The sequence below is a fragment of the Salmonella enterica subsp. arizonae genome (genome assembly GCF_008692845.1).
Classification (GTDB): Bacteria; Pseudomonadota; Gammaproteobacteria; order Enterobacterales; family Enterobacteriaceae; genus Salmonella; species Salmonella arizonae.
Genome location: NZ_VXJW01000011.1, coordinates 38,559 through 59,569 on the forward strand (window position 1 = coordinate 38,559; position 21,011 = coordinate 59,569).

Annotated in this window: 22 protein-coding genes; 11 read left to right on the forward strand and 11 right to left on the reverse strand. The window is 52.0% G+C overall.

The genetic code is table 11. From position 1 onward, the window contains the following. Positions 1-91: 91 nt before the first annotated feature. The 5 genes from ftsN to rraA all read left to right on the forward strand — a co-directional run bounded on the left by ftsN (position 92) and on the right by rraA (position 4,603). Positions 92-1,066: a cell division protein FtsN gene (ftsN, locus tag F4V61_RS17815; protein ID WP_038397249.1), complete on the forward strand. Its 975-nt coding sequence runs from the start codon at positions 92-94 to the stop codon at positions 1,064-1,066. A 91-nt stretch (positions 1,067-1,157) separates the two neighbouring features. Next, entirely contained in the window at positions 1,158-1,688 is a 531-nt protein-coding gene (hslV, locus tag F4V61_RS17820) for an ATP-dependent protease subunit HslV (RefSeq protein ID WP_000208241.1), read from the forward strand. 9 nt (positions 1,689-1,697) lie between these two features. Next, entirely contained in the window at positions 1,698-3,029 is a 1,332-nt protein-coding gene (gene hslU / locus F4V61_RS17825) for an HslU--HslV peptidase ATPase subunit (RefSeq protein WP_038397250.1), read from the forward strand. A gap of 66 nt (positions 3,030-3,095) precedes the next feature. Continuing rightward, complete coding sequence (menA, locus tag F4V61_RS17830) at positions 3,096-4,025, forward strand: 1,4-dihydroxy-2-naphthoate polyprenyltransferase (protein ID WP_000139643.1); 930 nt, start codon at positions 3,096-3,098, stop codon at positions 4,023-4,025. 92 nt (positions 4,026-4,117) lie between these two features. Beyond that, complete coding sequence (gene rraA, locus F4V61_RS17835) at positions 4,118-4,603, forward strand: ribonuclease E activity regulator RraA (RefSeq protein WP_000872920.1); 486 nt, start codon at positions 4,118-4,120, stop codon at positions 4,601-4,603. A gap of 221 nt (positions 4,604-4,824) precedes the next feature. Here the strand turns inward: rraA and zapB are convergent, their stop codons facing one another. Together zapB and F4V61_RS22635 are read right to left on the reverse strand one after the other, a co-directional pair. After that, the gene (gene zapB / locus F4V61_RS17840) at positions 4,825-5,064 is read right to left on the reverse strand and encodes a septal ring assembly protein ZapB (RefSeq protein WP_000051365.1); all 240 of its coding nucleotides are present in this window, start codon (positions 5,062-5,064) and stop codon (positions 4,825-4,827) included. Between the two features lie 4 nt (positions 5,065-5,068). Then, complete coding sequence (locus tag F4V61_RS22635) at positions 5,069-5,194, reverse strand: hypothetical protein (RefSeq protein WP_254899578.1); 126 nt, start codon at positions 5,192-5,194, stop codon at positions 5,069-5,071. A gap of 266 nt (positions 5,195-5,460) precedes the next feature. Between F4V61_RS22635 and F4V61_RS17845 the strand changes: the two genes are divergently transcribed. The 4 genes from F4V61_RS17845 to fpr all read left to right on the forward strand — a co-directional run bounded on the left by F4V61_RS17845 (position 5,461) and on the right by fpr (position 9,827). Next, complete coding sequence (locus F4V61_RS17845) at positions 5,461-6,306, forward strand: MIP/aquaporin family protein (protein WP_079829235.1); 846 nt, start codon at positions 5,461-5,463, stop codon at positions 6,304-6,306. A gap of 20 nt (positions 6,307-6,326) precedes the next feature. Next, on the forward strand, positions 6,327-7,835 hold the full coding sequence (gene glpK, locus F4V61_RS17850) for a glycerol kinase GlpK (RefSeq protein ID WP_079829234.1): 1,509 nt from the start codon (positions 6,327-6,329) through the stop codon (positions 7,833-7,835). A 138-nt stretch (positions 7,836-7,973) separates the two neighbouring features. Then, a complete protein-coding gene (gene glpX, locus F4V61_RS17855; protein ID WP_038397252.1) occupies positions 7,974-8,984 on the forward strand; it encodes a class II fructose-bisphosphatase in 1,011 nt (336 codons plus the stop codon). 96 nt (positions 8,985-9,080) lie between these two features. Further along, the gene (fpr, locus tag F4V61_RS17860; RefSeq protein WP_000796294.1) at positions 9,081-9,827 is read left to right on the forward strand and encodes a ferredoxin--NADP(+) reductase; all 747 of its coding nucleotides are present in this window, start codon (positions 9,081-9,083) and stop codon (positions 9,825-9,827) included. Between the two features lie 121 nt (positions 9,828-9,948). Here the strand turns inward: fpr and F4V61_RS17865 are convergent, their stop codons facing one another. Further along, positions 9,949-10,377, reverse strand: coding sequence for a DUF805 domain-containing protein (locus F4V61_RS17865; RefSeq protein ID WP_038397253.1), 429 nt, complete (start codon positions 10,375-10,377; stop codon positions 9,949-9,951). Between the two features lie 100 nt (positions 10,378-10,477). Between F4V61_RS17865 and F4V61_RS17870 the strand changes: the two genes are divergently transcribed. Both F4V61_RS17870 and tpiA read left to right on the forward strand, forming a co-directional pair. After that, positions 10,478-11,074 (forward strand): YiiQ family protein, encoded by a 597-nt coding sequence (locus F4V61_RS17870; RefSeq protein WP_038397254.1) that lies wholly within the window; start codon positions 10,478-10,480, stop codon positions 11,072-11,074. 112 nt (positions 11,075-11,186) lie between these two features. Continuing rightward, on the forward strand, positions 11,187-11,954 hold the full coding sequence (gene tpiA, locus F4V61_RS17875) for a triose-phosphate isomerase (protein ID WP_001216335.1): 768 nt from the start codon (positions 11,187-11,189) through the stop codon (positions 11,952-11,954). A gap of 41 nt (positions 11,955-11,995) precedes the next feature. Here tpiA and F4V61_RS17880 read toward each other — a convergent pair whose 3' ends face one another. The 8 genes from F4V61_RS17880 to cpxP form a co-directional block, all read right to left on the reverse strand. Continuing rightward, the gene (locus F4V61_RS17880) at positions 11,996-13,468 is read right to left on the reverse strand and encodes a DASS family sodium-coupled anion symporter (protein ID WP_080161167.1); all 1,473 of its coding nucleotides are present in this window, start codon (positions 13,466-13,468) and stop codon (positions 11,996-11,998) included. Between the two features lie 113 nt (positions 13,469-13,581). Next, positions 13,582-14,886 carry an SLC13 family permease gene (locus F4V61_RS17885; RefSeq protein ID WP_079829233.1) on the reverse strand — a complete coding sequence of 435 codons (1,305 nt, stop codon included), beginning with the start codon at positions 14,884-14,886 and terminating at the stop codon, positions 13,582-13,584. A gap of 72 nt (positions 14,887-14,958) precedes the next feature. Then, positions 14,959-15,708: a CDP-diacylglycerol diphosphatase gene (locus tag F4V61_RS17890; protein ID WP_000750753.1), complete on the reverse strand. Its 750-nt coding sequence runs from the start codon at positions 15,706-15,708 to the stop codon at positions 14,959-14,961. 115 nt (positions 15,709-15,823) lie between these two features. Further along, positions 15,824-16,798, reverse strand: coding sequence for a sulfate ABC transporter substrate-binding protein (locus F4V61_RS17895; RefSeq protein WP_080161166.1), 975 nt, complete (start codon positions 16,796-16,798; stop codon positions 15,824-15,826). A gap of 163 nt (positions 16,799-16,961) precedes the next feature. Continuing rightward, positions 16,962-17,924, reverse strand: a complete 963-nt coding sequence (pfkA, locus tag F4V61_RS17900; RefSeq protein WP_000591793.1) for a 6-phosphofructokinase — start codon at positions 17,922-17,924, stop codon at positions 16,962-16,964. A gap of 184 nt (positions 17,925-18,108) precedes the next feature. Continuing rightward, positions 18,109-19,011, reverse strand: coding sequence for a CDF family cation-efflux transporter FieF (gene fieF / locus F4V61_RS17905; RefSeq protein WP_001077317.1), 903 nt, complete (start codon positions 19,009-19,011; stop codon positions 18,109-18,111). Between the two features lie 360 nt (positions 19,012-19,371). Then, positions 19,372-20,124 (reverse strand): peptide transporter, encoded by a 753-nt coding sequence (locus F4V61_RS17910; protein ID WP_080161165.1) that lies wholly within the window; start codon positions 20,122-20,124, stop codon positions 19,372-19,374. 366 nt (positions 20,125-20,490) lie between these two features. Beyond that, entirely contained in the window at positions 20,491-20,991 is a 501-nt protein-coding gene (gene cpxP / locus F4V61_RS17915; RefSeq protein ID WP_001233469.1) for a cell-envelope stress modulator CpxP, read from the reverse strand. Positions 20,992-21,011: the final 20 nt, after the last annotated feature.

A 21,011-nucleotide genomic window follows, 5' to 3' on the forward strand; every position in this document is an offset into this window, starting at 1 on the left:
TAAATAGCTTTAAGACTCACCTGTCTGGTCAAAGGCCCGCCGCTTCAGTAACATGACGGACTGACGAACGAATAAATACAGCGAAACGATAGTGGCACAACGAGATTATGTACGTCGCGGCCAACCGGCTCCTTCGCGGCGCAAAAAGAACACCTCACGGAACTCACGGAAGAAGCAAAGCAATATGCCTGCGGTCTCGCCGGCAATGGTCGCGATTGCGGCAGCCGTCCTTGTGACCTTTATCGGCGGTCTGTACTTCATTACGCACCATAAGAAAGAAGAGTCTGAAACGCTACAAAACCAGAAAGTCACCGGCAACGGGCTTCCGCCAAAACCGGAAGAGCGCTGGCGTTACATCAAAGAGCTGGAAAGCCGCCAGCCGGGCGTGCGTACGCCAACGGAACCGTCCGCTGGCGGCGAAGTCATGAATCCGAATCAGTTAACCAGCGAGCAGCGTCAACTACTGGCGCAGATGCAGGCGGATATGCGCCAGCAGCCGACGCAACTTAACGAAGTGCCGTGGAACGAGCAGACGCCCGAACAGCGTCAGCAAACGCTACAGCGCCAGCGTCAGGCACAGCAACAGCAGTGGACTCAAACGCAGCCTGTTCAGCAACCACGAACGCAGCCGCGGGTAAACGAGCAGTCGCAAACGCGCACGGTACAATCCGCTCCTGCACAACCCGTACGCCAGAGCCAGCCGCCGAAGCAGATGGCCTCGCAGCAACCTTACCAGGACTTGCTGCAAACGCCGACGCATACCAGCGCGGCAGCGCCGAAAGCCGCGCCAATTACGCGCGCGCCTGAAGCGCCGAAAGCGGCAACAGAGAAAAAAGATGAACGTCGCTGGATGGTGCAATGCGGCTCATTCAAAGGCGCCGGGCAGGCAGAAAGTGTACGCGCTCAGTTGGCGTTTGAAGGCTTTGACTCCAAAATCACCACCAATAACGGCTGGAATCGCGTCGTTATCGGGCCGGTTAAAGGTAAAGAAAATGCCGACAGCACCATTAACCGTCTGAAGATGGCGGGCCATACAAACTGTATTCGACTCGCCACCGGGGGTTGAAACCCTCAAAATCTCCCCCATCTATACTTGCATTACGCCCCGTACGCAGTACGGGGCCGGAATTCTGCATTAATAACCAAGGGGTCTGCTCGTGACAACAATAGTAAGCGTACGCCGTAACGGCCACGTGGTAATCGCCGGTGATGGTCAGGCCACGCTAGGTAACACTGTAATGAAAGGCAACGTGAAGAAAGTCCGCCGTCTCTACAACGACAAGGTCATTGCGGGCTTTGCGGGCGGTACTGCAGATGCATTCACGCTGTTCGAGCTGTTTGAACGTAAACTGGAAATGCATCAGGGACATCTGGTCAAAGCCGCCGTTGAACTGGCAAAAGACTGGCGTACCGATCGTATGCTGCGCAAGCTTGAAGCGTTGCTGGCCGTCGCGGATGAAACCGCTTCGCTCATCATCACTGGTAACGGCGATGTCGTGCAACCTGAAAACGATTTAATTGCTATCGGTTCCGGCGGTCCTTATGCCCAAGCTGCCGCTCGCGCTCTATTGGAAAACACTGAGCTTGGTGCGCGCGAAATTGCTGAAAAGGCGTTGGATATTGCAGGCGATATCTGCATTTACACCAACCATTTCCACACCATTGAAGAATTGACCTCCAAAGCGTAAGGACCCCTCATGTCTGAAATGACCCCACGCGAAATCGTCAGCGAACTGAACAAACACATTATCGGCCAGGATAACGCCAAGCGTTCCGTGGCGATTGCATTGCGTAACCGTTGGCGTCGTATGCAGCTTGATGAAGAGCTGCGCCACGAAGTGACCCCAAAAAATATTCTGATGATTGGCCCGACCGGCGTCGGTAAAACCGAAATCGCCCGTCGTCTGGCAAAACTCGCCAACGCGCCGTTCATTAAAGTCGAAGCCACCAAGTTCACCGAAGTGGGCTATGTCGGTAAAGAAGTGGACTCAATTATCCGCGATCTGACCGATGCCGCAGTGAAAATGGTTCGCGTACAGGCTATCGAGAAAAACCGCTATCGTGCGGAAGAGTTGGCGGAAGAACGCATTCTCGACGTGCTGGTCCCGCCAGCAAAAAATAACTGGGGCCAAACCGAACAGCAGCAGGAACCTTCTGCCGCCCGTCAAACATTCCGCAAAAAACTGCGCGAAGGCCAGCTTGACGATAAAGAGATCGAGATTAACCTCGCTGCCGCGCCGATGGGTGTAGAGATTATGGCGCCTCCGGGCATGGAAGAGATGACCAGCCAGTTGCAGTCTCTGTTCCAGAACCTGGGCGGCCAGAAACAGAAACCGCGTAAGCTGAAAATTAAAGACGCGATGAAACTGTTGGTTGAAGAAGAGGCTGCTAAACTGGTTAACCCGGAAGAGCTGAAACAGGATGCTATCGACGCAGTTGAACAGCACGGCATCGTGTTTATCGATGAAATTGACAAAATTTGTAAGCGTGGCGAAACCTCCGGCCCGGATGTTTCACGCGAAGGCGTACAGCGCGACTTACTGCCGCTGGTAGAAGGTTGCACTGTCTCGACCAAACATGGGATGGTCAAAACGGATCATATTCTGTTTATCGCCTCTGGCGCGTTCCAGGTGGCGAAACCGTCTGATCTAATCCCGGAACTGCAGGGCCGTCTGCCGATTCGCGTTGAACTTCAGGCGTTGACCACCAGCGATTTCGAACGCATTTTGACCGAGCCGAATGCGTCCGTCACCATGCAGTACAAAGCGCTGATGGCGACAGAAGGCGTCAATATTGAGTTTACCGATTCCGGTATTAAACGTATTGCCGAAGCTGCCTGGCAGGTTAACGAAACCACCGAAAACATCGGCGCGCGTCGTTTGCATACCGTACTGGAGCGTCTGATGGAAGAAATTTCCTATAACGCCAGCGATCTGCACGGCCAAAACATCACAATTGATGCGGAATATGTGAGCAAACATCTGGATGCGCTGGTCGCAGATGAAGATCTCAGCCGTTTTATCTTATAATCGCGTCCAATGCATTTTCATCACTGTTGATGGGGCTGAAAAGCCCCATTTTTATTGGCGCTAAATATGACTGAACAACAACAAATTAGCCGCACCCAGGCTTGGCTGGAAAGCTTACGACCCAAGACCTTACCCCTCGCTTTCGCGGCGATTATCGTCGGTACGGCTCTGGCATGGTGGCAAGGCTATTTCGATCCTCTGGTCGCACTGCTGGCCCTTATCACCGCCGGACTGCTGCAAATTTTATCTAACCTCGCCAACGATTACGGCGACGCTGTCAAAGGCAGTGATAAACCGGATCGCATCGGGCCGCTGCGTGGGATGCAGAAAGGCGTTATCACCCGACAGGAGATGAAGCGAGCGTTAATTATTACCGTCGTGCTGATCTGTATCTCCGGGCTGGCGCTGGTGGTGGTTGCGTGCCATACATTAACCGATTTTGTCGGCTTCCTGATTTTGGGCGGGCTGTCGATTGTCGCCGCTATCACCTACACCGTGGGTAATCGGCCCTATGGTTATATCGGGCTGGGCGATATCTCTGTTCTGGTGTTCTTTGGCTGGCTAAGTGTCATGGGGAGCTGGTATCTTCAGGCGCACACGCTGATTCCTGCGCTGATTCTCCCGGCCACCGCCTGCGGTTTACTGGCGACAGCGGTACTGAATATTAATAACCTGCGCGATATTAATAGCGACAGAGAGAATGGCAAAAACACCCTTGTGGTACGTCTGGGCGATGTTAACGCGCGTCGTTATCACGCCTGCCTGTTGCTAGGCGCGCTGATCTGTCTGGCGCTGTTTAACCTGCTCTCGCTACACAGCATATGGGGGTGGTTGTTTATTCTGGCCGCGCCGTTACTCATCAAACAGGCGCGCTATGTCATGCGCGAAAGAGAGCCTGCGGCAATGCGTCCAATGCTTGAACGCACCGTCAAAGGCGCGCTGTTAACCAACCTGTTATTTGTGATTGGGATACTCTTGAGTCAGTGGGCCGTTTAACTGACAAATATCAATTAACAATTGATGATTTTGCCAACAGTGTACTTAGCGCGATATACTAAAAATTCTCGCAGCAACTGAACGTTAAGCCTATGAAATACGATACTTCCGAGCTTTGTGACATCTATCAGGAAGATGTCAACGTCGTGGAACCACTGTTTTCTAACTTTGGAGGACGGTCGTCGTTTGGCGGACAAATCATCACGGTAAAATGTTTCGAGGATAACGGGTTGCTGTATGATCTGCTCGAACAAAATGGCCGTGGCCGGGTTCTGCTGGTCGATGGCGGCGGTTCTGTCCGTCGTGCGTTAGTCGACGCGGAGCTGGCGAGTCTGGCCACGCAAAATGAATGGGAAGGGCTGGTTATTTATGGCGCAGTGCGTCAGGTGGACGATCTGGAAGAGCTGGATATCGGCATTCAGGCGATCGCCGCAATTCCGGTTGGCGCCGCAGGTGAAGGCATTGGGGAAAGCGATGTGCGCGTTAATTTCGGCGGCGTGACGTTCTTCTCCGGCGATCATCTCTATGCCGACAACACCGGGATTATCCTTTCCGAAGACCCACTCGATATCGAGTGATCAAAAAAGGCGCCGTAAGGCGCCTTTTTTATACGTTGTCGCTGATTGCCGGATGGCAGCTTACGCCTTATCCGGCCCACCGGTATCCGCATTCTAAATCCTCTATAGATTTCGCGTCAGGGCAAGGCGGCAAGTAAGTGAATCCCCAAGAGCATAGGCCACTATGTGACTGGGGTGAACGCACGCAGCCAACGCCGCCATAACGTGAAATATGACGAGGATTAGACTTCTTCCATACGACCAAGCAGCGCCTGCAAACGTTCCTGCCAGCCACTCTGCTGTTCCTTCAGAGAGTTATTTTCACGCTCCAGCTCTTCACGCTGATGCTGTGCAGACTGGACTTCCTGCGCCAGGCTGTTGTTCTTTTCTTTCAGCTCTTCAATTTCCATCTGTAACAGGGTGATGGTGTCAATCGCCTGCTGTACTTTTGCTTCCAGTTTCTCAAACACTTCTAAAGACATGATCTTACCTCTCCTGAATTGCAAGGCGACGCTTCACGTAAACGCGCACAATATAGTGCCGATTGTATGAAGCCCCGCTCTCGCTGTCCAGCGACATACCGCATAGATCGTGGTTTGCAACAATTTTCATCCATCTCCTGGTAACATTCCCCCAATAACTCAAAAGTGTTAACATATTGGTTAATGAAATGATTCAATTCACACTCTTCTGCTGTCTCAAAACGCGCTTCATGGCGCGATAACGCTCATTTTATTGACACAGTACACACATTTTAATTTCGATATTTCTCGTTTTTGCTCGTTAACGATAAATTAACAGCGTGCCTACAGGGCATCGTGGACGTCCATGACCTCCTCGCATACCAATAAACATTACATACTCTTTAGGATCCGATTATGAGTCAAACATCAACCTTAAAAGGCCAGTGCATTGCTGAATTCCTCGGTACCGGGTTGTTGATTTTTTTCGGTGTGGGTTGTGTCGCTGCGCTTAAAGTTGCCGGAGCTACTTTTGGGCAGTGGGAAATCAGCGTCATCTGGGGTCTGGGAGTAGCGATGGCTATCTACCTGACGGCAGGTGTTTCTGGCGCACACCTGAATCCGGCAGTGACCATCGCACTCTGGCTATTTGCCTGTTTCGACAAACGTAAAGTTGTTCCTTTTATTATTTCTCAAATTGCCGGCGCCTTTTGCGCAGCGGCGTTAGTTTACGGGCTTTATTACAATCTTTTCATCGATTTCGAACAAACCCACCATATCGTACGTGGCAGCATTGAAAGTCTTGATCTTGCAGGTATTTTCTCAACTTACCCGAATCCACATATCAATTTTGCGCAGGCCTTCGCAGTTGAAATGGTAATTACCGCTATTCTGATGGGACTGATTCTGGCGCTGACCGACGACGGAAACGGCGTACCTCGCGGTCCGCTTGCGCCATTACTCATTGGTTTACTGATCGCCGTTATCGGTGCCTCTATGGGGCCGTTGACGGGCTTTGCGATGAATCCGGCGCGTGACTTTGGCCCCAAAATGTTCGCCGGGCTTGCCGGCTGGGGTGAAATTGCGTTTACCGGCGGTAGAGACATTCCTTACTTCCTGGTGCCGCTGTTTGGCCCCATCGTCGGCGCCATTCTGGGCGCGTTTGCTTATCGCAAATTTATTGGCCGTCATTTGCCGTGCGATACCTGCGTCGTGGAAGAGAAGGACTCCACCGCGACCACACAACAAAATGCTTCGCTGTAATCTGATTACGGGACAAAATTATGACTGAAAAAAAATATATCGTTGCGCTCGACCAGGGCACCACCAGCTCCCGCGCGGTCGTTATGGATCATGACGCGAATATCGTCAGCGTATCACAGCGCGAATTTGAGCAAATTTATCCTAAGCCAGGCTGGGTAGAACACGACCCGATGGAAATTTGGGCGTCCCAAAGCTCAACGCTGGTAGAAGTGCTGGCTAAGGCCGATATCAGTTCCGATCAGATTGCCGCTATCGGTATCACCAACCAACGTGAAACCGCGATCGTCTGGGAACGTGAAACCGGCAAACCGATATACAACGCTATTGTCTGGCAGTGCCGTCGTACCGCCGATATTTGCGAACAGCTTAAACGTGACGGCCTGGAAGATTACATCCGCGACAATACCGGTCTGGTCGTCGACCCGTACTTCTCTGGCACTAAAGTGAAATGGATCCTTGACCATGTGGAAGGTTCGCGCGAACGCGCGAAGCGTGGCGAGCTGCTGTTCGGTACGGTGGATACCTGGCTTATCTGGAAGATGACGCAGGGCCGCGTCCACGTTACGGATTACACCAACGCCTCACGAACCATGCTGTTCAACATCCATGATTTGGACTGGGACGATAAGATGCTGGACGTGCTGGATATCCCACGCGCGATGCTGCCCCAGGTACGTAAATCCTCCGAAGTTTACGGCCAGACCAATATTGGCGGCAAAGGCGGTACGCGTATTCCTATCGCCGGTATAGCCGGGGATCAGCAGGCGGCGCTATTCGGTCAACTGTGCGTGAAAGAAGGGATGGCGAAGAACACCTACGGCACCGGCTGCTTTATGCTAATGAACACCGGCGAGAAAGCGGTAAAATCGGAAAACGGTCTGTTAACTACCATCGCCTGCGGTCCTGCCGGCGAAGTCAACTATGCGCTGGAAGGCGCGGTGTTTATGGCGGGGGCGTCCATTCAATGGCTGCGTGATGAAATGAAGCTCATCAGCGACGCATTCGATTCCGAATACTTCGCCACGAAAGTGAAAGATACCAACGGCGTCTACGTGGTTCCAGCCTTCACCGGTCTGGGCGCGCCGTACTGGGACCCGTATGCCCGCGGCGCCATTTTTGGCCTTACCCGCGGCGTGAATTCTAATCACATTATCCGCGCGACGCTCGAATCCATTGCTTACCAGACCCGCGACGTGCTGGAAGCGATGCAGGCGGATTCGGGCATTCGCCTGCACGCCCTGCGCGTGGACGGCGGCGCGGTGGCCAACAATTTCCTGATGCAGTTCCAGTCAGATATTCTCGGCACGCGCGTGGAACGCCCGGAAGTGCGCGAAGTGACAGCGCTGGGCGCCGCCTATCTGGCCGGTCTGGCGGTCGGTTACTGGCAGAACCTGGACGAGCTACAGGAAAAAGCGGTCATTGAACGTGAGTTCCGCCCCGGTATTGAAACTACCGAGCGTAATTACCGTTACAGCGGCTGGAAGAAAGCGGTTAAACGCGCCATGGCGTGGGAAGAGCACGACAAGTAAGGTTGCCATGCCGGATAAGACGCTAATGCGTCTTATCCGGCAAACTCTGTGTGCGGGGGCAACTCCCCACACACATCAATTATTCCCTCCCTCCCCTGTGCTACACTGCGCGCCACTCCTTTTTGCTACGAGTTTGTTATGAGACGAGAACTTGCCATCGAATTTTCCCGCGTAACCGAAGCGGCGGCGCTGGCTGGCTACAAATGGCTGGGACGCGGCGATAAAAATACCGCGGACGGCGCGGCGGTCAACGCTATGCGTATCATGCTAAACCAAGTCAACATTGACGGCACCATCGTGATTGGCGAAGGCGAAATCGACGAAGCCCCGATGCTTTATATCGGCGAGAAAGTCGGTACAGGCCACGGCGATGCGGTAGATATCGCCGTCGATCCGATTGAGGGCACGCGCATGACGGCGATGGGCCAGGCGAACGCGCTGGCGGTACTGGCGGTCGGCGATAAAGGCTGTTTCCTGAATGCGCCCGATATGTATATGGAAAAACTGATTGTCGGTCCGGGCGCCAAAGGGGCAATCGATCTCAATCTGCCGCTGGCGGATAACCTGCGCAACATTGCGAATGCGCTGGGTAAACCGCTTGGCGATCTGACCGTGACCATTCTGGCAAAACCGCGTCATGACGATGTCATCGCAGAGATGGCCAGGTTGGGAGTACGTGTGTTTGCCATTCCTGACGGCGACGTCGCAGCCTCAATTCTGACCTGTATGCCGGATAGCGAAGTAGACGTGCTTTACGGAATTGGTGGCGCGCCAGAGGGCGTGGTATCCGCAGCGGTGATCCGCGCGTTGGACGGCGACATGCAGGGCCGTCTGCTGGCGCGCCATGACGTGAAAGGCGGCAGCAAAGAAAATCGACGTATTGGCGAACAGGAGCTGGCGCGCTGCAAAGCAATGGGGATTGAAGCAGGCAAGGCGTTATGCCTGGGCGACATGGCGCGTAGCGATAACGTTATTTTCTCCGCGACCGGCATCACGAAAGGCGACCTGCTGGAAGGGATTAGCCGTAAAGGTAATATCGCCACGACGGAAACGCTGCTGATCCGCGGCAAATCACGCACTATCCGCCGCATTCAGTCTATCCACTATCTTGATCGTAAAGATCCGGATGTGCAGGCTCATATCCTCTAGCGCATTTGTTAGTTAGAGCCTTCCAGCCTCACGGGGCTGGAAATCTTTCTCCTGAAGAACGAAGATAAGGTTAGCGATTCAGAACAGGAGAAAACCATGGCCGATTGGGTAACAGGTAAAGTCACTAAGGTGCAAAACTGGACTGACGCACTGTTCAGCCTGACCGTTCACGCCCCCATTAATCCTTTTACTGCAGGCCAATTTACCAAACTCGGACTGGAGATCGATGGCGAGCGCGTTCAGCGCGCGTATTCCTATGTGAATGCGCCTGACAATCCAAATTTAGAGTTTTACCTGGTCACGGTTCCGCAAGGAAAACTCAGCCCACGGCTGGCAGCGCTAAAGCCCGGCGATGAGGTACAAGTGGTCAGCGATGCGTCGGGCTTCTTTGTGCTGGATGAAGTGCCCGACTGCGAGACGCTATGGATGCTGGCGACCGGAACCGCTATCGGCCCATATTTATCGATCCTGCAATATGGCCAGGATTTAGCGCGCTTTAAAAATCTGGTCTTAGTCCACGCCGCACGCTTCGCCGCCGATTTAAGCTATCTGCCGCTGATGCTGGAATTACAAAAGCGTTATGCAGGCAAGCTGCACATACAGACGGTTGTCAGCCGGGAAAGCGTGCCAGGTTCGCTTACCGGACGCGTGCCTGCACTCATTGAAAACGGCGAACTGGAAAAAGCCGTTGGATTGCCGATGGATAAAGAGACCAGCCACGTCATGCTGTGCGGGAATCCGCAGATGGTGCGCGATACGCAGCAACTGCTGAAAGAGACCCGACAGATGACTAAACATCTGCGCCGCCGACCGGGGCATATGACGGCAGAACATTACTGGTGATGTTCTGCCGGATGACGGCTGCGCCTTATCCGGCCTACAAATCATCATCAAGCCGCAGGCCCGGTAAGCGCCAGCGCCACCGGGCAATTTACCAGGTGACAGGCTACGGTTTACCACCCGTTTACGGTTCTGCTTTAAACTTCACATCCTGTGTCGCTTTCCCAAACTTATTTTCACCCTGAACGCCGACAAACGCGCCCAGATCGATAAGCGTCATCACCAGGATCAGCGTCGGAATAAATCGTCCGAGGACCCACTGCCACATACCCGGCAACATCACCCAATTTCCGGCCAACAGCATCCACGCCAGAATCATCAGCAATGCCCACGTGCCGGAACGCCCCCGGTCATGCAGACGTTTGACCATGACGGCGGCGGTCGGCCACAGCAGGCATACCAAGCAAAATGCCGCCGTCTGGATATCAAGCAGATTTTTTCCCGCCAGCGAAAATAGCGCCAGCATTCCGGCAAACCATAGGCCAATCCAAATCCAGAAATCACGGCGCCCGATACGCCCTTTAAATGAGAATAACCATTGCTGTATGGTCATGTAAGTTCCTTATATTTTGCTTTCCGCTACAGTTTACCCTTTTGACAAGCTCGACAGTTATCGTTTTAATCGTCAGCAGTCCTAACAAAAGGTAAACTTGATGAAGCCCGGATATACTCTCTTTTTACTGTTGTTTTCTGTACTCACCGCCAGCATAACGGCGCGTGCACAGCTCTCATCATCGACCACGACGGCGCCCTATTTGCTGGCGGGATCGCCTACCTTCGATCTCTCTATTAGCCAGTTCCGTGAGAACTTTAACCGTCAGAACCCAGACCTGCCGCTCAATGAATTTCGCGCTATTGAGAATAGCCGTGATAAGGCGAATCTGACCCGCGCCGCCAGTAAAATTAACGAAAATCTGTATGCGTCCACGGCGCTGGAGCGCGGTACGCTCAAAGTGAAAAGTATGCAGATTACCTGGCTGCCAATTCAGGGACCGGAACAGAAAGCAGCGAAAGCGAAAGCGCTGGAATATATGGCCGCTATTATCCGTACCGTCGCCCCGTTGCTGACAAAGGAGCAAAGCCAGAAAAAACTGCAAAAGATGCTTATCGCCGGTAAAGGTAAACACTATTACGCCGAGACCGAAGGCGCAGTACGTTATGTTGTCGCAGATAACGGCGAAAAGGGGCTGACCTTCGCCGTTGAACCGATTAAGCTGGCGTTATCTGAAAATCTGGAAGGGTCGAATTGATGACAAAAAGCAAAGCCTTTCCAGGCATGAATCTCTATACTGTTTCACAGACCATGCTGCTTTGACGAGCGGCCATCTTCCTTAATTCGCTGACTAAGCGTGGAGAAATGAAATGCGACATCCTTTAGTGATGGGTAACTGGAAACTGAACGGCAGCCGCCACATGGTAAACGAACTGGTGGCTAACCTGCGTAAAGAACTGGCGGGCGTAGCAGGCTGCGACGTAGCAATCGCTCCACCGGAAATGTATATCGACCTGGCGAAACGCGCTGCTGCCGGTAGCCACATCATGCTGGGCGCGCAGAACGTTGACCTGAACCTGTCCGGCGCATTCACCGGTGAAACTTCGGCGGAAATGCTGAAAGATATCGGCGCGCAGTACATTATTATCGGCCACTCCGAGCGTCGTACTTATCACAAAGAATCTGACGAGCTGATCGCCAAAAAATTCGCCGTACTGAAAGAACAAGGTCTGACGCCGGTACTGTGCATTGGTGAAACTGAAGCGGAAAACGAAGCGGGCAAAACAGAAGAAGTGTGCGCACGCCAGATCGACGCGGTGCTGAAAACTCAGGGCGCGGCGGCATTTGAAGGCGCGGTTATCGCTTACGAACCCGTATGGGCGATCGGTACCGGCAAATCTGCGACCCCGGCCCAGGCTCAGGCGGTGCACAAATTCATCCGTGACCACATTGCCAAAGCTGACGCTAAAATCGCTGAGCAGGTCATTATCCAGTACGGCGGTTCCGTAAACGCGTCCAACGCAGCCGAACTGTTCGCACAGCCGGACATCGACGGCGCGCTGGTAGGCGGCGCGTCTCTGAAAGCAGACGCCTTCGCCGTTATCGTGAAAGCAGCCGAAGCCGCTAAACAGGCTTAAGCTGTCGCGACGGGAGGCGCTCTCCTCCCGTCACTCTCGCTTTACCAGTATCCCAACCAGTGCCACCAGAAAGCGCCGATAACACCCCAGATAATCAGGTTAAGCACACTCATCACCAGTCCCGTTTTCCACCACTCCGCCAACGTAACATAGCCAGAACCAAAGATAATGGGCGCGGTACCCGTACCATAGTGCGTCAGCGACATCATCAACGAGGAAGAGAAACCGAGCATCAGGCCAAGCAGCGCCGGTGGCGCGCCGAGACCCAATCCCGCAGCAAAGAACGCGGCAAACATTGCTGTAATATGCGCCGTGGTGCTGGCAAAAAAGTAGTGTGAATAAACGTAAAGCAGGATCAGCAGTAGCGTTGCAATACTCCAGTGAACGCCGAGATGGTTGATGGCGCTACCAACGCTGGTCGCCAGCCAGCCCACCAACCCCAGCTTGCTGAGAAAATCAGCCATCATCACCAGCGCGGCGAACCAGACAATGGTATCCCACGCCCCGCGACATTTAAGAATGTCATCCCAGCTTAATACTCCCGTCAGCAACAGAATTGATAAACCAATTAATGCGGCGCTGGTGGGGTTAACGGTCCAGCCACTCCCCATTAGCATCGCAGGAACGCCGGCCCACAGACAAAGCAGCAGAATGAAAACCGCCAGGGTAATCTTCTCTGCCAGCGAGAGAGGACCAAGCGCATTTAACTTTTGCCGGGCGAACTGCGGCGCATCCGGCGTACGCGTAACGGCAGGAGGGTAGAGCCACCAAATTACAATGGGCATCACGACCAGTGATATTATAGCAGGAAGCAGAGCGGCAATGGCCCACATGCCCCAAGTCATATTCAGGACCCCGTCCGTTCCTTTGGTCAGGAAACTGACAATTAACGGGTTTGGCGCGGTTGCGGTGACAAACATCGCCGAACTGATCGGGTTTATGTTGTAGTTCACCAGCGCGAGATAGCGTCCCGTGGAACCATTTTCACAGTTTCCCGGCTGCGAGCCGAGGCTTTCCGCAATCGCCCGCATCACCGGATGAATAATGCCGCCGCCACGCGCGGTATTGCTTGGCGTCACGGGCGCAATTAGGGTTTCCGCCAGCGTTAATGCCCAGGCGATCCCCAACGTTCTTTTACCAAACAGCGCAATAAATCTATAGCCAATACGCGCGCCCAGGCCGGTTTTCAACAAACTTTGCGACAGCATGATCGATAAGCCAATCAGCCAAATAAGTTGATTAGAAAAACCGCTTAGCGCATCGTTCAGCGCCGCTGAAGGCTTACCGGGATGGGTGACGCCGGTCATTGCCACCAGCATAATCGCCACAATCGCGATAGCGCCAATAGGCATGGCTTTCCCGATAATCGCCGCGATAGTACCGATAAACAGCGCCAGCAACTGCCATGCCTGTGGTATCACATCCGCAGGACAAGGGATAACAAACCAGATAGTCAGCGTAATCACGAGCGAAATAATGGCAGGCCAACAGCGAATGGGGGTCAATCTGTCCATGAATCAATCCTTGAGTTTCCAGCGCATATATCTGCGCTCCGGTATTAACCGGCATCGGTGCAAATAAAACAATTCACCATCTCACAAAACAAAAAATCAACATCCCGTTAAAACTATAATTTGCCCAGTACCCGAAACCATGCGTAATCCAGTGGTAGCAGTACCAGATACGTCACCGCCGCCAGCGCCAGACACAGTAGCATTCCCGCCTTTGCCGGTACCTTTCCTAGCGCCATCGCAACGACAATAGGCGACGCCTGATACGGTAATATCGGCGTGGAATAGCCCAGCACCTGAATCATAATGACTGATAACAGTGGAAAACCGGTCGCAGCCGCAAAGCTTTCCGCCAGCGTCGTATAGAGCGCCGGTACGCCGTTAGCGGTCATAATAAAATTCAGCGCCGTCGTGATCCCCGTGAGCGCAAGGAAGCTGGTAAACGGTTTTTGCGTATCTAATGGCATAACATGCAGTAATGTCTCCCCCACCGCATTACCAATACCGGTTTGCGTTACAGTGAGCGCCAGCCCCAGAATTCCGGCGACATAAATACAGGCGCGAATGTTAATACCACTGGCAAACTCATCCCCGCTGATAAAACCTATTCGCGGCAACATCGTCACTACCGCTGCCGCCAGACCGGTCCAGGCCGGGCCAATACCGTGCCAGCTTTCCGTTACCCACATCATCAACACCACCGTCAGCATCCACGCCAGCCGCTTTTCATTGCGGCTCATTGGCGCAGACGCTTCTGCCTCGCGCGGCGTACAGGGCGCGCCGGGAAATAGCCAACAAATCAGGGCGATTAATACGGCGCCTTTTAACCATGCCAGTATCGGCGTATGCAGCAGTAAATACGGTACATAGTTCAGATGGATACCATAAGATCCTTCTGCCGCGCCGCTCATCACCAGGTTGGGTACGTTCGCAGGTAAAATAGTGGCGGAAAGCTGGAAGGTGCCAAACCCGACGGCCAACGCCAGCCCATACCAGGCGCGGGTGCCATCCGCGATTCCGGCACGTTTCGCCATCGCCGCGACAATCGGCATTAATAGCGCAATACGCCCCATATTTGAGGGCATCACGAACGCCAGAGCATAGCTCAGTAACACCACACTGCTTACCATTAATAGCCAGGAGTCCGTTAATTTGGCCGATAACGCACGCGCCGCTCTGTCCGCCAGTCCGGTTTTACGAATTGCGATTCCCAGCACGAATCCGCTGAATACCAGCCAGAAAGCTGAAGAGGCAAAACCACCGAAGATCATATCCGGCGGCGCAATTTTCGCCGCCATCGCTACGGTAAAAAAGAGCAGCGCGGTAATAAATTCCGGCAGCAATGAGGTGGCCCAAAGCAGGACAGTAATGCCAACAACCAGCGAAGGAAGAAACAGAGGGTGTGAAAGCCAGAGCGACATGCCTGTCTCCTGTTGTTTTTTTCAACAAGAATACGGGGACAGGCACGTAGAGTAAACGCCAGAATCGCCAGGTTACTTCAGAATATCACACTGATGATCCTGAATTTCCTCGGCAGAGGCGCGATTGAGCGTCAGTAAATTACGCTGCGTCGCCAGCAGAACAAAAGAGCCATCGCTTTGGCGTACCACTGCAAGCCCATAACGTCCCATATGATCGCGTGCTTCCGGTACCTCTTCCGCGAGCATCATAAAAGGGCTACGCTGCGCCAGTTCGCTCTCGGTTACCCGGCGCGCCAAGTATTCATGCCCCATCAGGCCGCCCGGCAGCGGGAGCCAGCGGGTACTGATGCGCGTGAGATCGTTATCTAACTGTTCCCGAACGTCAGGACGGATGCAGGAAATATGGATATGTAAATGGTCCTGTGAACGACCAAGCCGCGAATTAACCGTCAGCGAGACCGCGCTATCCGGAATATCATGCCCGTATTTTTTACTCATATAGTCACGAGCCTGCCAGGCCAGCCAGAAAAAGTTGGGCGTAGCGGGTTCCAGCAGCAACGGGCTTTCCGTACCATTGATACGGTAGGTGGGCATCAATAAATATTGCAACGGACCGTGACGATCTTTAAAGACGACATAGCCGGCGCGAGGTTTGACCTCTGCGCATGGCGCTGGGTTTTGATGCTGTAACTGATCGGGCAGGCATTGTTCAAGCACGATTTCCCGTAATGCATCAGGATTGCCGGAGAATTTCCAGTAACCGACGCCTGCCGCAGCGACAATCACTATCACCGCCAGTAAAAAGTAGCCTGTTTTTTTCATGTTATGCGTTCCCTATGTCTCATAGACGAGGAAGAGTAACGCAAAATTATGGCAAAGAAAAAAACTGGCAACATAATACGTTACCGGGTTTATAAACGGTTTAGCGTTTGCTGATTTAGTCGAACGTACCGCCATTCGCGAAGTGATCTTTTTGCGCCTTCGCCCAGCCGCCGAACACCTCGTCAATGGTGAACAACTTCAGCTTCGGAAACGCATCCTTGTATTTTTTTGCCACGTCAGCATTGCGCGGACGATAATAATTTTTTGCCGCAATCGCCTGGCCTTCCGGCGAATACAGGTACTTGAGATACGCTTCCGCCACCGCATTCGTCCCTTTCTTCTCAACGACTTTATCCACCACGGAAACAGTCGGCTCCGCCAGAATGGATTCGCTGGGGGTGATAATCTCGAACTTGTCTTTACCCAACTCATGCGTCGCCAACAACGCCTCGTTCTCCCAGGCGATTAATACATCGCCGATCCCTCGTTCAACAAAGGTATTCGTTGAACCGCGTGCGCCAGAGTCCAACACCTCGACATTCTTAAATAGCGCTTTGACAAAAGCCTGCGCTTCCGCCGGGTCATTATTGTTATAATGCAGGGCATAACCCCATGCTGCCAGATAGTTCCAGCGTGCGCCGCCGGAGCTTTTCGGATTTGGCGTAATCACTGACACACCAGGTTTAATCAGATCGTTCCAGTCATGAATTTGTTTTGGATTGCCCTTACGCACCAGGAAGACAATGGTGGACGTATACGGCGCAGAATTGTCCGGCAGGCGTTTGATCCAGGCCTTATCAATGCGCCCACGCTCGGCAATGGCATCAACATCCCAGGCCAGCGCCAGCGTAACGACATCCGCATCAATACCGTTAATCACCGACGTAGCCTGTTTGCCTGAACCGCCGTGCGACTGACGGATAATCACATTATCGCCGGTCTCCTGTTTCCAGTGCGCGCTAAACGCTTTGTTGTATTGTTCGTACAGTTCGCGCGTTGGATCGTAAGACACGTTAAGTAGCTGAATATCCTTTGCCAGAACGCTGGTTGACGCCAGCAATAATGTGAATCCCACGCCCCACTTTTTCATCGCCCGACTCGCTTATGTTGTATTGTGATGAGCAAAGCGTGCCAGAAAGCGATCCAAACATTAAAGAATAAAAAAAGATTGGCTATAACAGTAGGGAATATGTAACAGGAGGAGTTGCCGGATGGCGGCTTGCGCCTTATCCGGCAATTTACGTCGCCAAAACTTAGTACAGTTTTTTCGCGCACTCCATCCAGTCACTTTTGAACGGACGCTTCATGTTTTCAATTGCATCAATGATGTCATGATGAACAAGCTGTTCGTTCTGGATACCGACACAACGACCGCCGTGGCCTTCCAGCAACAGGTCAATAGCATAAGCGCCCATACGGGAAGCCAGAATGCGATCGTAAGGTACGGGAGAACCGCCGCGCTGGATGTGGCCCAGCACCGTCGCACGCGTTTCACGACCCGTTTCTTTTTCAATAAAGTGCGCCAGCTCGTCAACATCGCACATATGTTCAGTGATAGCAACGATGGCATGTTTTTTACCTTTCGCGATACCGGCTTTGATTTCCGCCACCAGATCTTCGCGATTAAATTCAACTTCCGGCACCACGATAAACTCACAGCCGCCCGCAATGGCCGCCGCCAGAGTCAGGTCACCGCAATAACGTCCCATCACTTCAACAATAGAGATACGTTGGTGAGAAGAGGAAGTATCACGCAGACGGTCAATCGCTTCCACCACAGTGCCCAGAGCGGTGAAATAGCCGATAGTGTAGTCGGTACCTTTGATATCGTTATCAATAGTGCCCGGCAGGCCGATGCATGGGAAACCCATTTCAGTCAGACGTTTTGCCCCCATATAAGAACCGTCGCCGCCAATCACAACCAGCGCATCGATGCCGCGTTTTTTCAGGTTTTCGATCGCGACAGCGCGAATATTTTCGTCACGGAATTCCGGAAAACGCGCGGAGCCAAGAAAAGTACCGCCACGGTTGATCATGTCAGATACGCTATAACGATCAAGCTGAACCATACGATCTTCATACAGGCCCAGATAGCCGTCATAAATTCCCATGACTTCCAGCCCTTCCGTCAACGCTGCGCGCACAACGCCGCGGATTGCCGCGTTCATGCCCGGCGCATCACCGCCGCTTGTCAACACACCGATTTTCTTAATCATGACTACCTCTGAACTTTGGAATGCAAAATGAAATCTATTGCCGGAAGCGGATTTCGCACTTCGAAACGATCCAACGAATATACAGATAGTATAACAATCCCTTCCTGCTGAATTGATTCAGGTCAGGCCAAATGGCGGTAATTTATACACAAAATGCTGGCCTGGCTCACTTTTTAACAATCAATTATACAAGCTCGAACTTCTTAATTTCCCTGGGGACGACTGAACAGGGATCCTGATGAATAATGACATCTGAGCCCGGAAAACGCCGCAAAATCGCCTGCTCTACCTGTTCAGCCACTAAATGCGCCTGAACGAGCGGCAGATTATCTTCCATTTCCAAATGAATCTGAATAAAGCGGGTCGGCCCTGACTGCCGCGTGCGAAGATCGTGCGCGCCGCTGACTCCCGGCCATGACGTCACGATATCAATAATTTCCTGTCGTTCCGCATCAGGCAGCGCGCGATCCAATAATGACTGCACCGCCTCATACCCCATACGTAACGCGCTATACAAAATATAAATGCCGATACCTAACGCAAACAGGGCATCCGCACGATGCCAGCCGTACCAGGATAACCCAAGCGCGATAAGAATCGCTCCGTTCATCATAACATCAGACTGATAATGAAGCATATCCGCCCGTACCGCCTGACTTTGGGTCTTGCGTACCACCCAGCGCTGAAACGTGACCAGTATAATAGTGCATATCAGAGCGATGACGGTAACGCCAATCCCCACGCCGGGGTCGTTCATTGGCGTCGGCTTAATCAGATTCTGGATACTGGTCAAAAACAGAAACAACGCCGAACCGGAAATAAACATACTTTGCGCCAGCGCCGCCAGCGACTCCGCTTTACCGTGACCAAACGTGTGTTCATCATCTGCTGGTTGCAGCGAATAACGCACGACCAACAAGTTCGTCAATGACGCGGCAATATCGACCAGCGAATCCACCAACGCCGCCAGAATACTTACCGACCCCGTGTACCACCACGCAAAAATTTTGATCAAAAGTAACGCTAACGCCATCGCCGTTGCCGCGATAGCCGCCCGGCTGACCAGCCGTCCATAGGTTTGATTCATAAATACTCCCGCTATCTTCCGTCGGTAGTATAACGGATGGTTTAAAACAGTAAGATAATAACAGAGTGACAAATTGTGGCTCCTCTCATCATAGAAGAAGCGTACAAGCGCGGGGACAAAAATTATTTTCTAACTTTTTGATCTCAATTAATTTATATCACTGGATTTCTATAACCGCCCGCATTGATTCAATGTCCCTGCTCGTCAGCGGCGCTTTCCTCCAGAAATATAAAATCCTACAGACTGCGATTGATGGGTGAACTGCGCGCGCAGGGCTAACTATGTACCTTTTGAAAAACAAAATTTTATTCAGGATGGGAACTCGCTTATGTGGGTAAGATCGGCTGGCCTGCCAGAATTTTATTCTCTGCCCTCTTCAAGCCAATCTTCTGCCTGCAGCCTGGCTATATTCAATATGTCTAAAACTGGCATATAATGTTCTTGTTGCAAGTGCCTTTGATTAATTTCAGGGTGTGAAACAATCGCATCATAGGTTTGATCGCAGATTGACGGCTTGATTGCTTTGTTTAAATAGTTAACCACCCTGGCGTTCAGGGGTAACATCTGATCAGCTAAAGTGTTAACCTCGGCTATCAGGCCAGGCCTGGCAAAACTGAGTAATTTTTCATCACTCATCCCTTCCACTATTTTTTCATAGCCTCCTTTCACCATGGCTGTCCTCACCAGCTCAGCCCGCACTTTAGATGGAATATTTTTTTGTTTTTCATTACGAACGTCATCGAGTACTGCATTGATTCTCGAAGCTACATAGGTCTCGATATCCTGTGCTAACCTGATATTCGCCTCCTTGTAAAGGTGGGATACCGCAGTTGCCTGGATTATTAGTTTGTTTGCCAGCGAAGTACAGATATTGCATAAGTCCCGAATGATATCATGCGAGTTATAGCAACCCAGTTTTGTGAGTTCATCGCACTGCTGCGTGGAAAGCATGAAATTAATGTTTACCTCATGACACTCTTCTTTAATATTTCTGTAACTGCATAAATTCACCCTTTCAGCAAGGTTCGTCCCAAGTGAAGCGCTATTTTTATCTGTTAAATTATAGCTTTGACGCGTTCTCGAAAAATACGTAAAGGCTCTGATGTTTAACATACATACCTCCGAACGACTGACTCGTAAAATACGCAATCGACTATAGGTATTACATGCCAATTAAATTAAGTAAGTTATACGCACATGTAACATTATATTTACAATGAAATATCAAAGTATGTAATTATTAAATTAATTATATACATAACAAACTATCAAGCTGGACATAGGTTTTTTTATCTAAGGTTGCTGGTCAACCTGCCTTAAGTTAATTACGCGTCAGGCACGCGGGAAGGTCTGCCGGTCAAAAACCTGGCGGCATTTGAGGATGTACAAAATTAGGGTAAGTGCAGATTTTATAAAAAAAACCCCCACATCATGTGGGGGAAGACAGGGATGGTGTCTATGGCAAGGAAAACAGGGTTGTTACTGGGAACGTGAGTTGCTACTACTCAATAATTTCAACGATGAACTTTTTTGCCATTGCGCTACGTCACGCAGTTGTTCCATTCGTTGTTGATGCTTTTCATTCAAAACCGCTTGCTGCTCCGGCGTTAACAGGCGATACATCTGGTTACGGACGCGGGCCATTTCGACCTGGCGGGCAACCTGCTCTTGCGCCATTTTTTCTGCCTGAACGCGCACAGCGCTTTCATCAAATTTTTCTGCGGTGACAAGCCGATGCATTGTCTCCATTTCGCTAACATTAACAGGAGGCTGTTCGTGCCTTGCCCGTTGCATAAGATCACGCATCTGTTGACGCTGATGTTCGGTTAAACTTATGCCGTCAAACATATGATTTTGCGCACTACGCTGCGTGGCGCCGTCACCGGAGTGCCAGTTATCGCTTGTAATAACTTCAGCTGCGTGGCTTAAAGAACTGAATGCCAGCGTTGAGGCCATAACAGCAGCGGTAACTTTGCGCATCGCTTGCTCCCAAAATCTTT

Coding starts and splice junctions, on each gene's coding strand:
- fieF (WP_001077317.1), bottom strand. CDS start 19,011: ATGAATCAAACCTATGGACGGCTGGTCAGCCGGGCGGCTATCGCGGCA.
- pfkA (WP_000591793.1), bottom strand. CDS start 17,924: ATGATTAAGAAAATCGGTGTGTTGACAAGCGGCGGTGATGCGCCGGGC.
- cpxP (WP_001233469.1), bottom strand. CDS start 20,991: ATGCGCAAAGTTACCGCTGCTGTTATGGCCTCAACGCTGGCATTCAGT.
- F4V61_RS17885 (WP_079829233.1), bottom strand. CDS start 14,886: ATGTCGCTCTGGCTTTCACACCCTCTGTTTCTTCCTTCGCTGGTTGTT.
- rraA (WP_000872920.1), top strand. CDS start 4,118: ATGAAATACGATACTTCCGAGCTTTGTGACATCTATCAGGAAGATGTC.
- F4V61_RS22635 (WP_254899578.1), bottom strand. CDS start 5,194: ATGAAAATTGTTGCAAACCACGATCTATGCGGTATGTCGCTGGACAGC.
- menA (WP_000139643.1), top strand. CDS start 3,096: ATGACTGAACAACAACAAATTAGCCGCACCCAGGCTTGGCTGGAAAGC.
- hslU (WP_038397250.1), top strand. CDS start 1,698: ATGTCTGAAATGACCCCACGCGAAATCGTCAGCGAACTGAACAAACAC.
- F4V61_RS17865 (WP_038397253.1), bottom strand. CDS start 10,377: ATGACCATACAGCAATGGTTATTCTCATTTAAAGGGCGTATCGGGCGC.
- F4V61_RS17895 (WP_080161166.1), bottom strand. CDS start 16,798: ATGAAAAAGTGGGGCGTGGGATTCACATTATTGCTGGCGTCAACCAGC.
- glpX (WP_038397252.1), top strand. CDS start 7,974: ATGAGACGAGAACTTGCCATCGAATTTTCCCGCGTAACCGAAGCGGCG.
- F4V61_RS17890 (WP_000750753.1), bottom strand. CDS start 15,708: ATGAAAAAAACAGGCTACTTTTTACTGGCGGTGATAGTGATTGTCGCT.
- F4V61_RS17910 (WP_080161165.1), bottom strand. CDS start 20,124: ATGTTAAACATCAGAGCCTTTACGTATTTTTCGAGAACGCGTCAAAGC.
- F4V61_RS17845 (WP_079829235.1), top strand. CDS start 5,461: ATGAGTCAAACATCAACCTTAAAAGGCCAGTGCATTGCTGAATTCCTC.
- fpr (WP_000796294.1), top strand. CDS start 9,081: ATGGCCGATTGGGTAACAGGTAAAGTCACTAAGGTGCAAAACTGGACT.
- F4V61_RS17870 (WP_038397254.1), top strand. CDS start 10,478: ATGAAGCCCGGATATACTCTCTTTTTACTGTTGTTTTCTGTACTCACC.
- tpiA (WP_001216335.1), top strand. CDS start 11,187: ATGCGACATCCTTTAGTGATGGGTAACTGGAAACTGAACGGCAGCCGC.
- zapB (WP_000051365.1), bottom strand. CDS start 5,064: ATGTCTTTAGAAGTGTTTGAGAAACTGGAAGCAAAAGTACAGCAGGCG.
- glpK (WP_079829234.1), top strand. CDS start 6,327: ATGACTGAAAAAAAATATATCGTTGCGCTCGACCAGGGCACCACCAGC.
- F4V61_RS17880 (WP_080161167.1), bottom strand. CDS start 13,468: ATGGACAGATTGACCCCCATTCGCTGTTGGCCTGCCATTATTTCGCTC.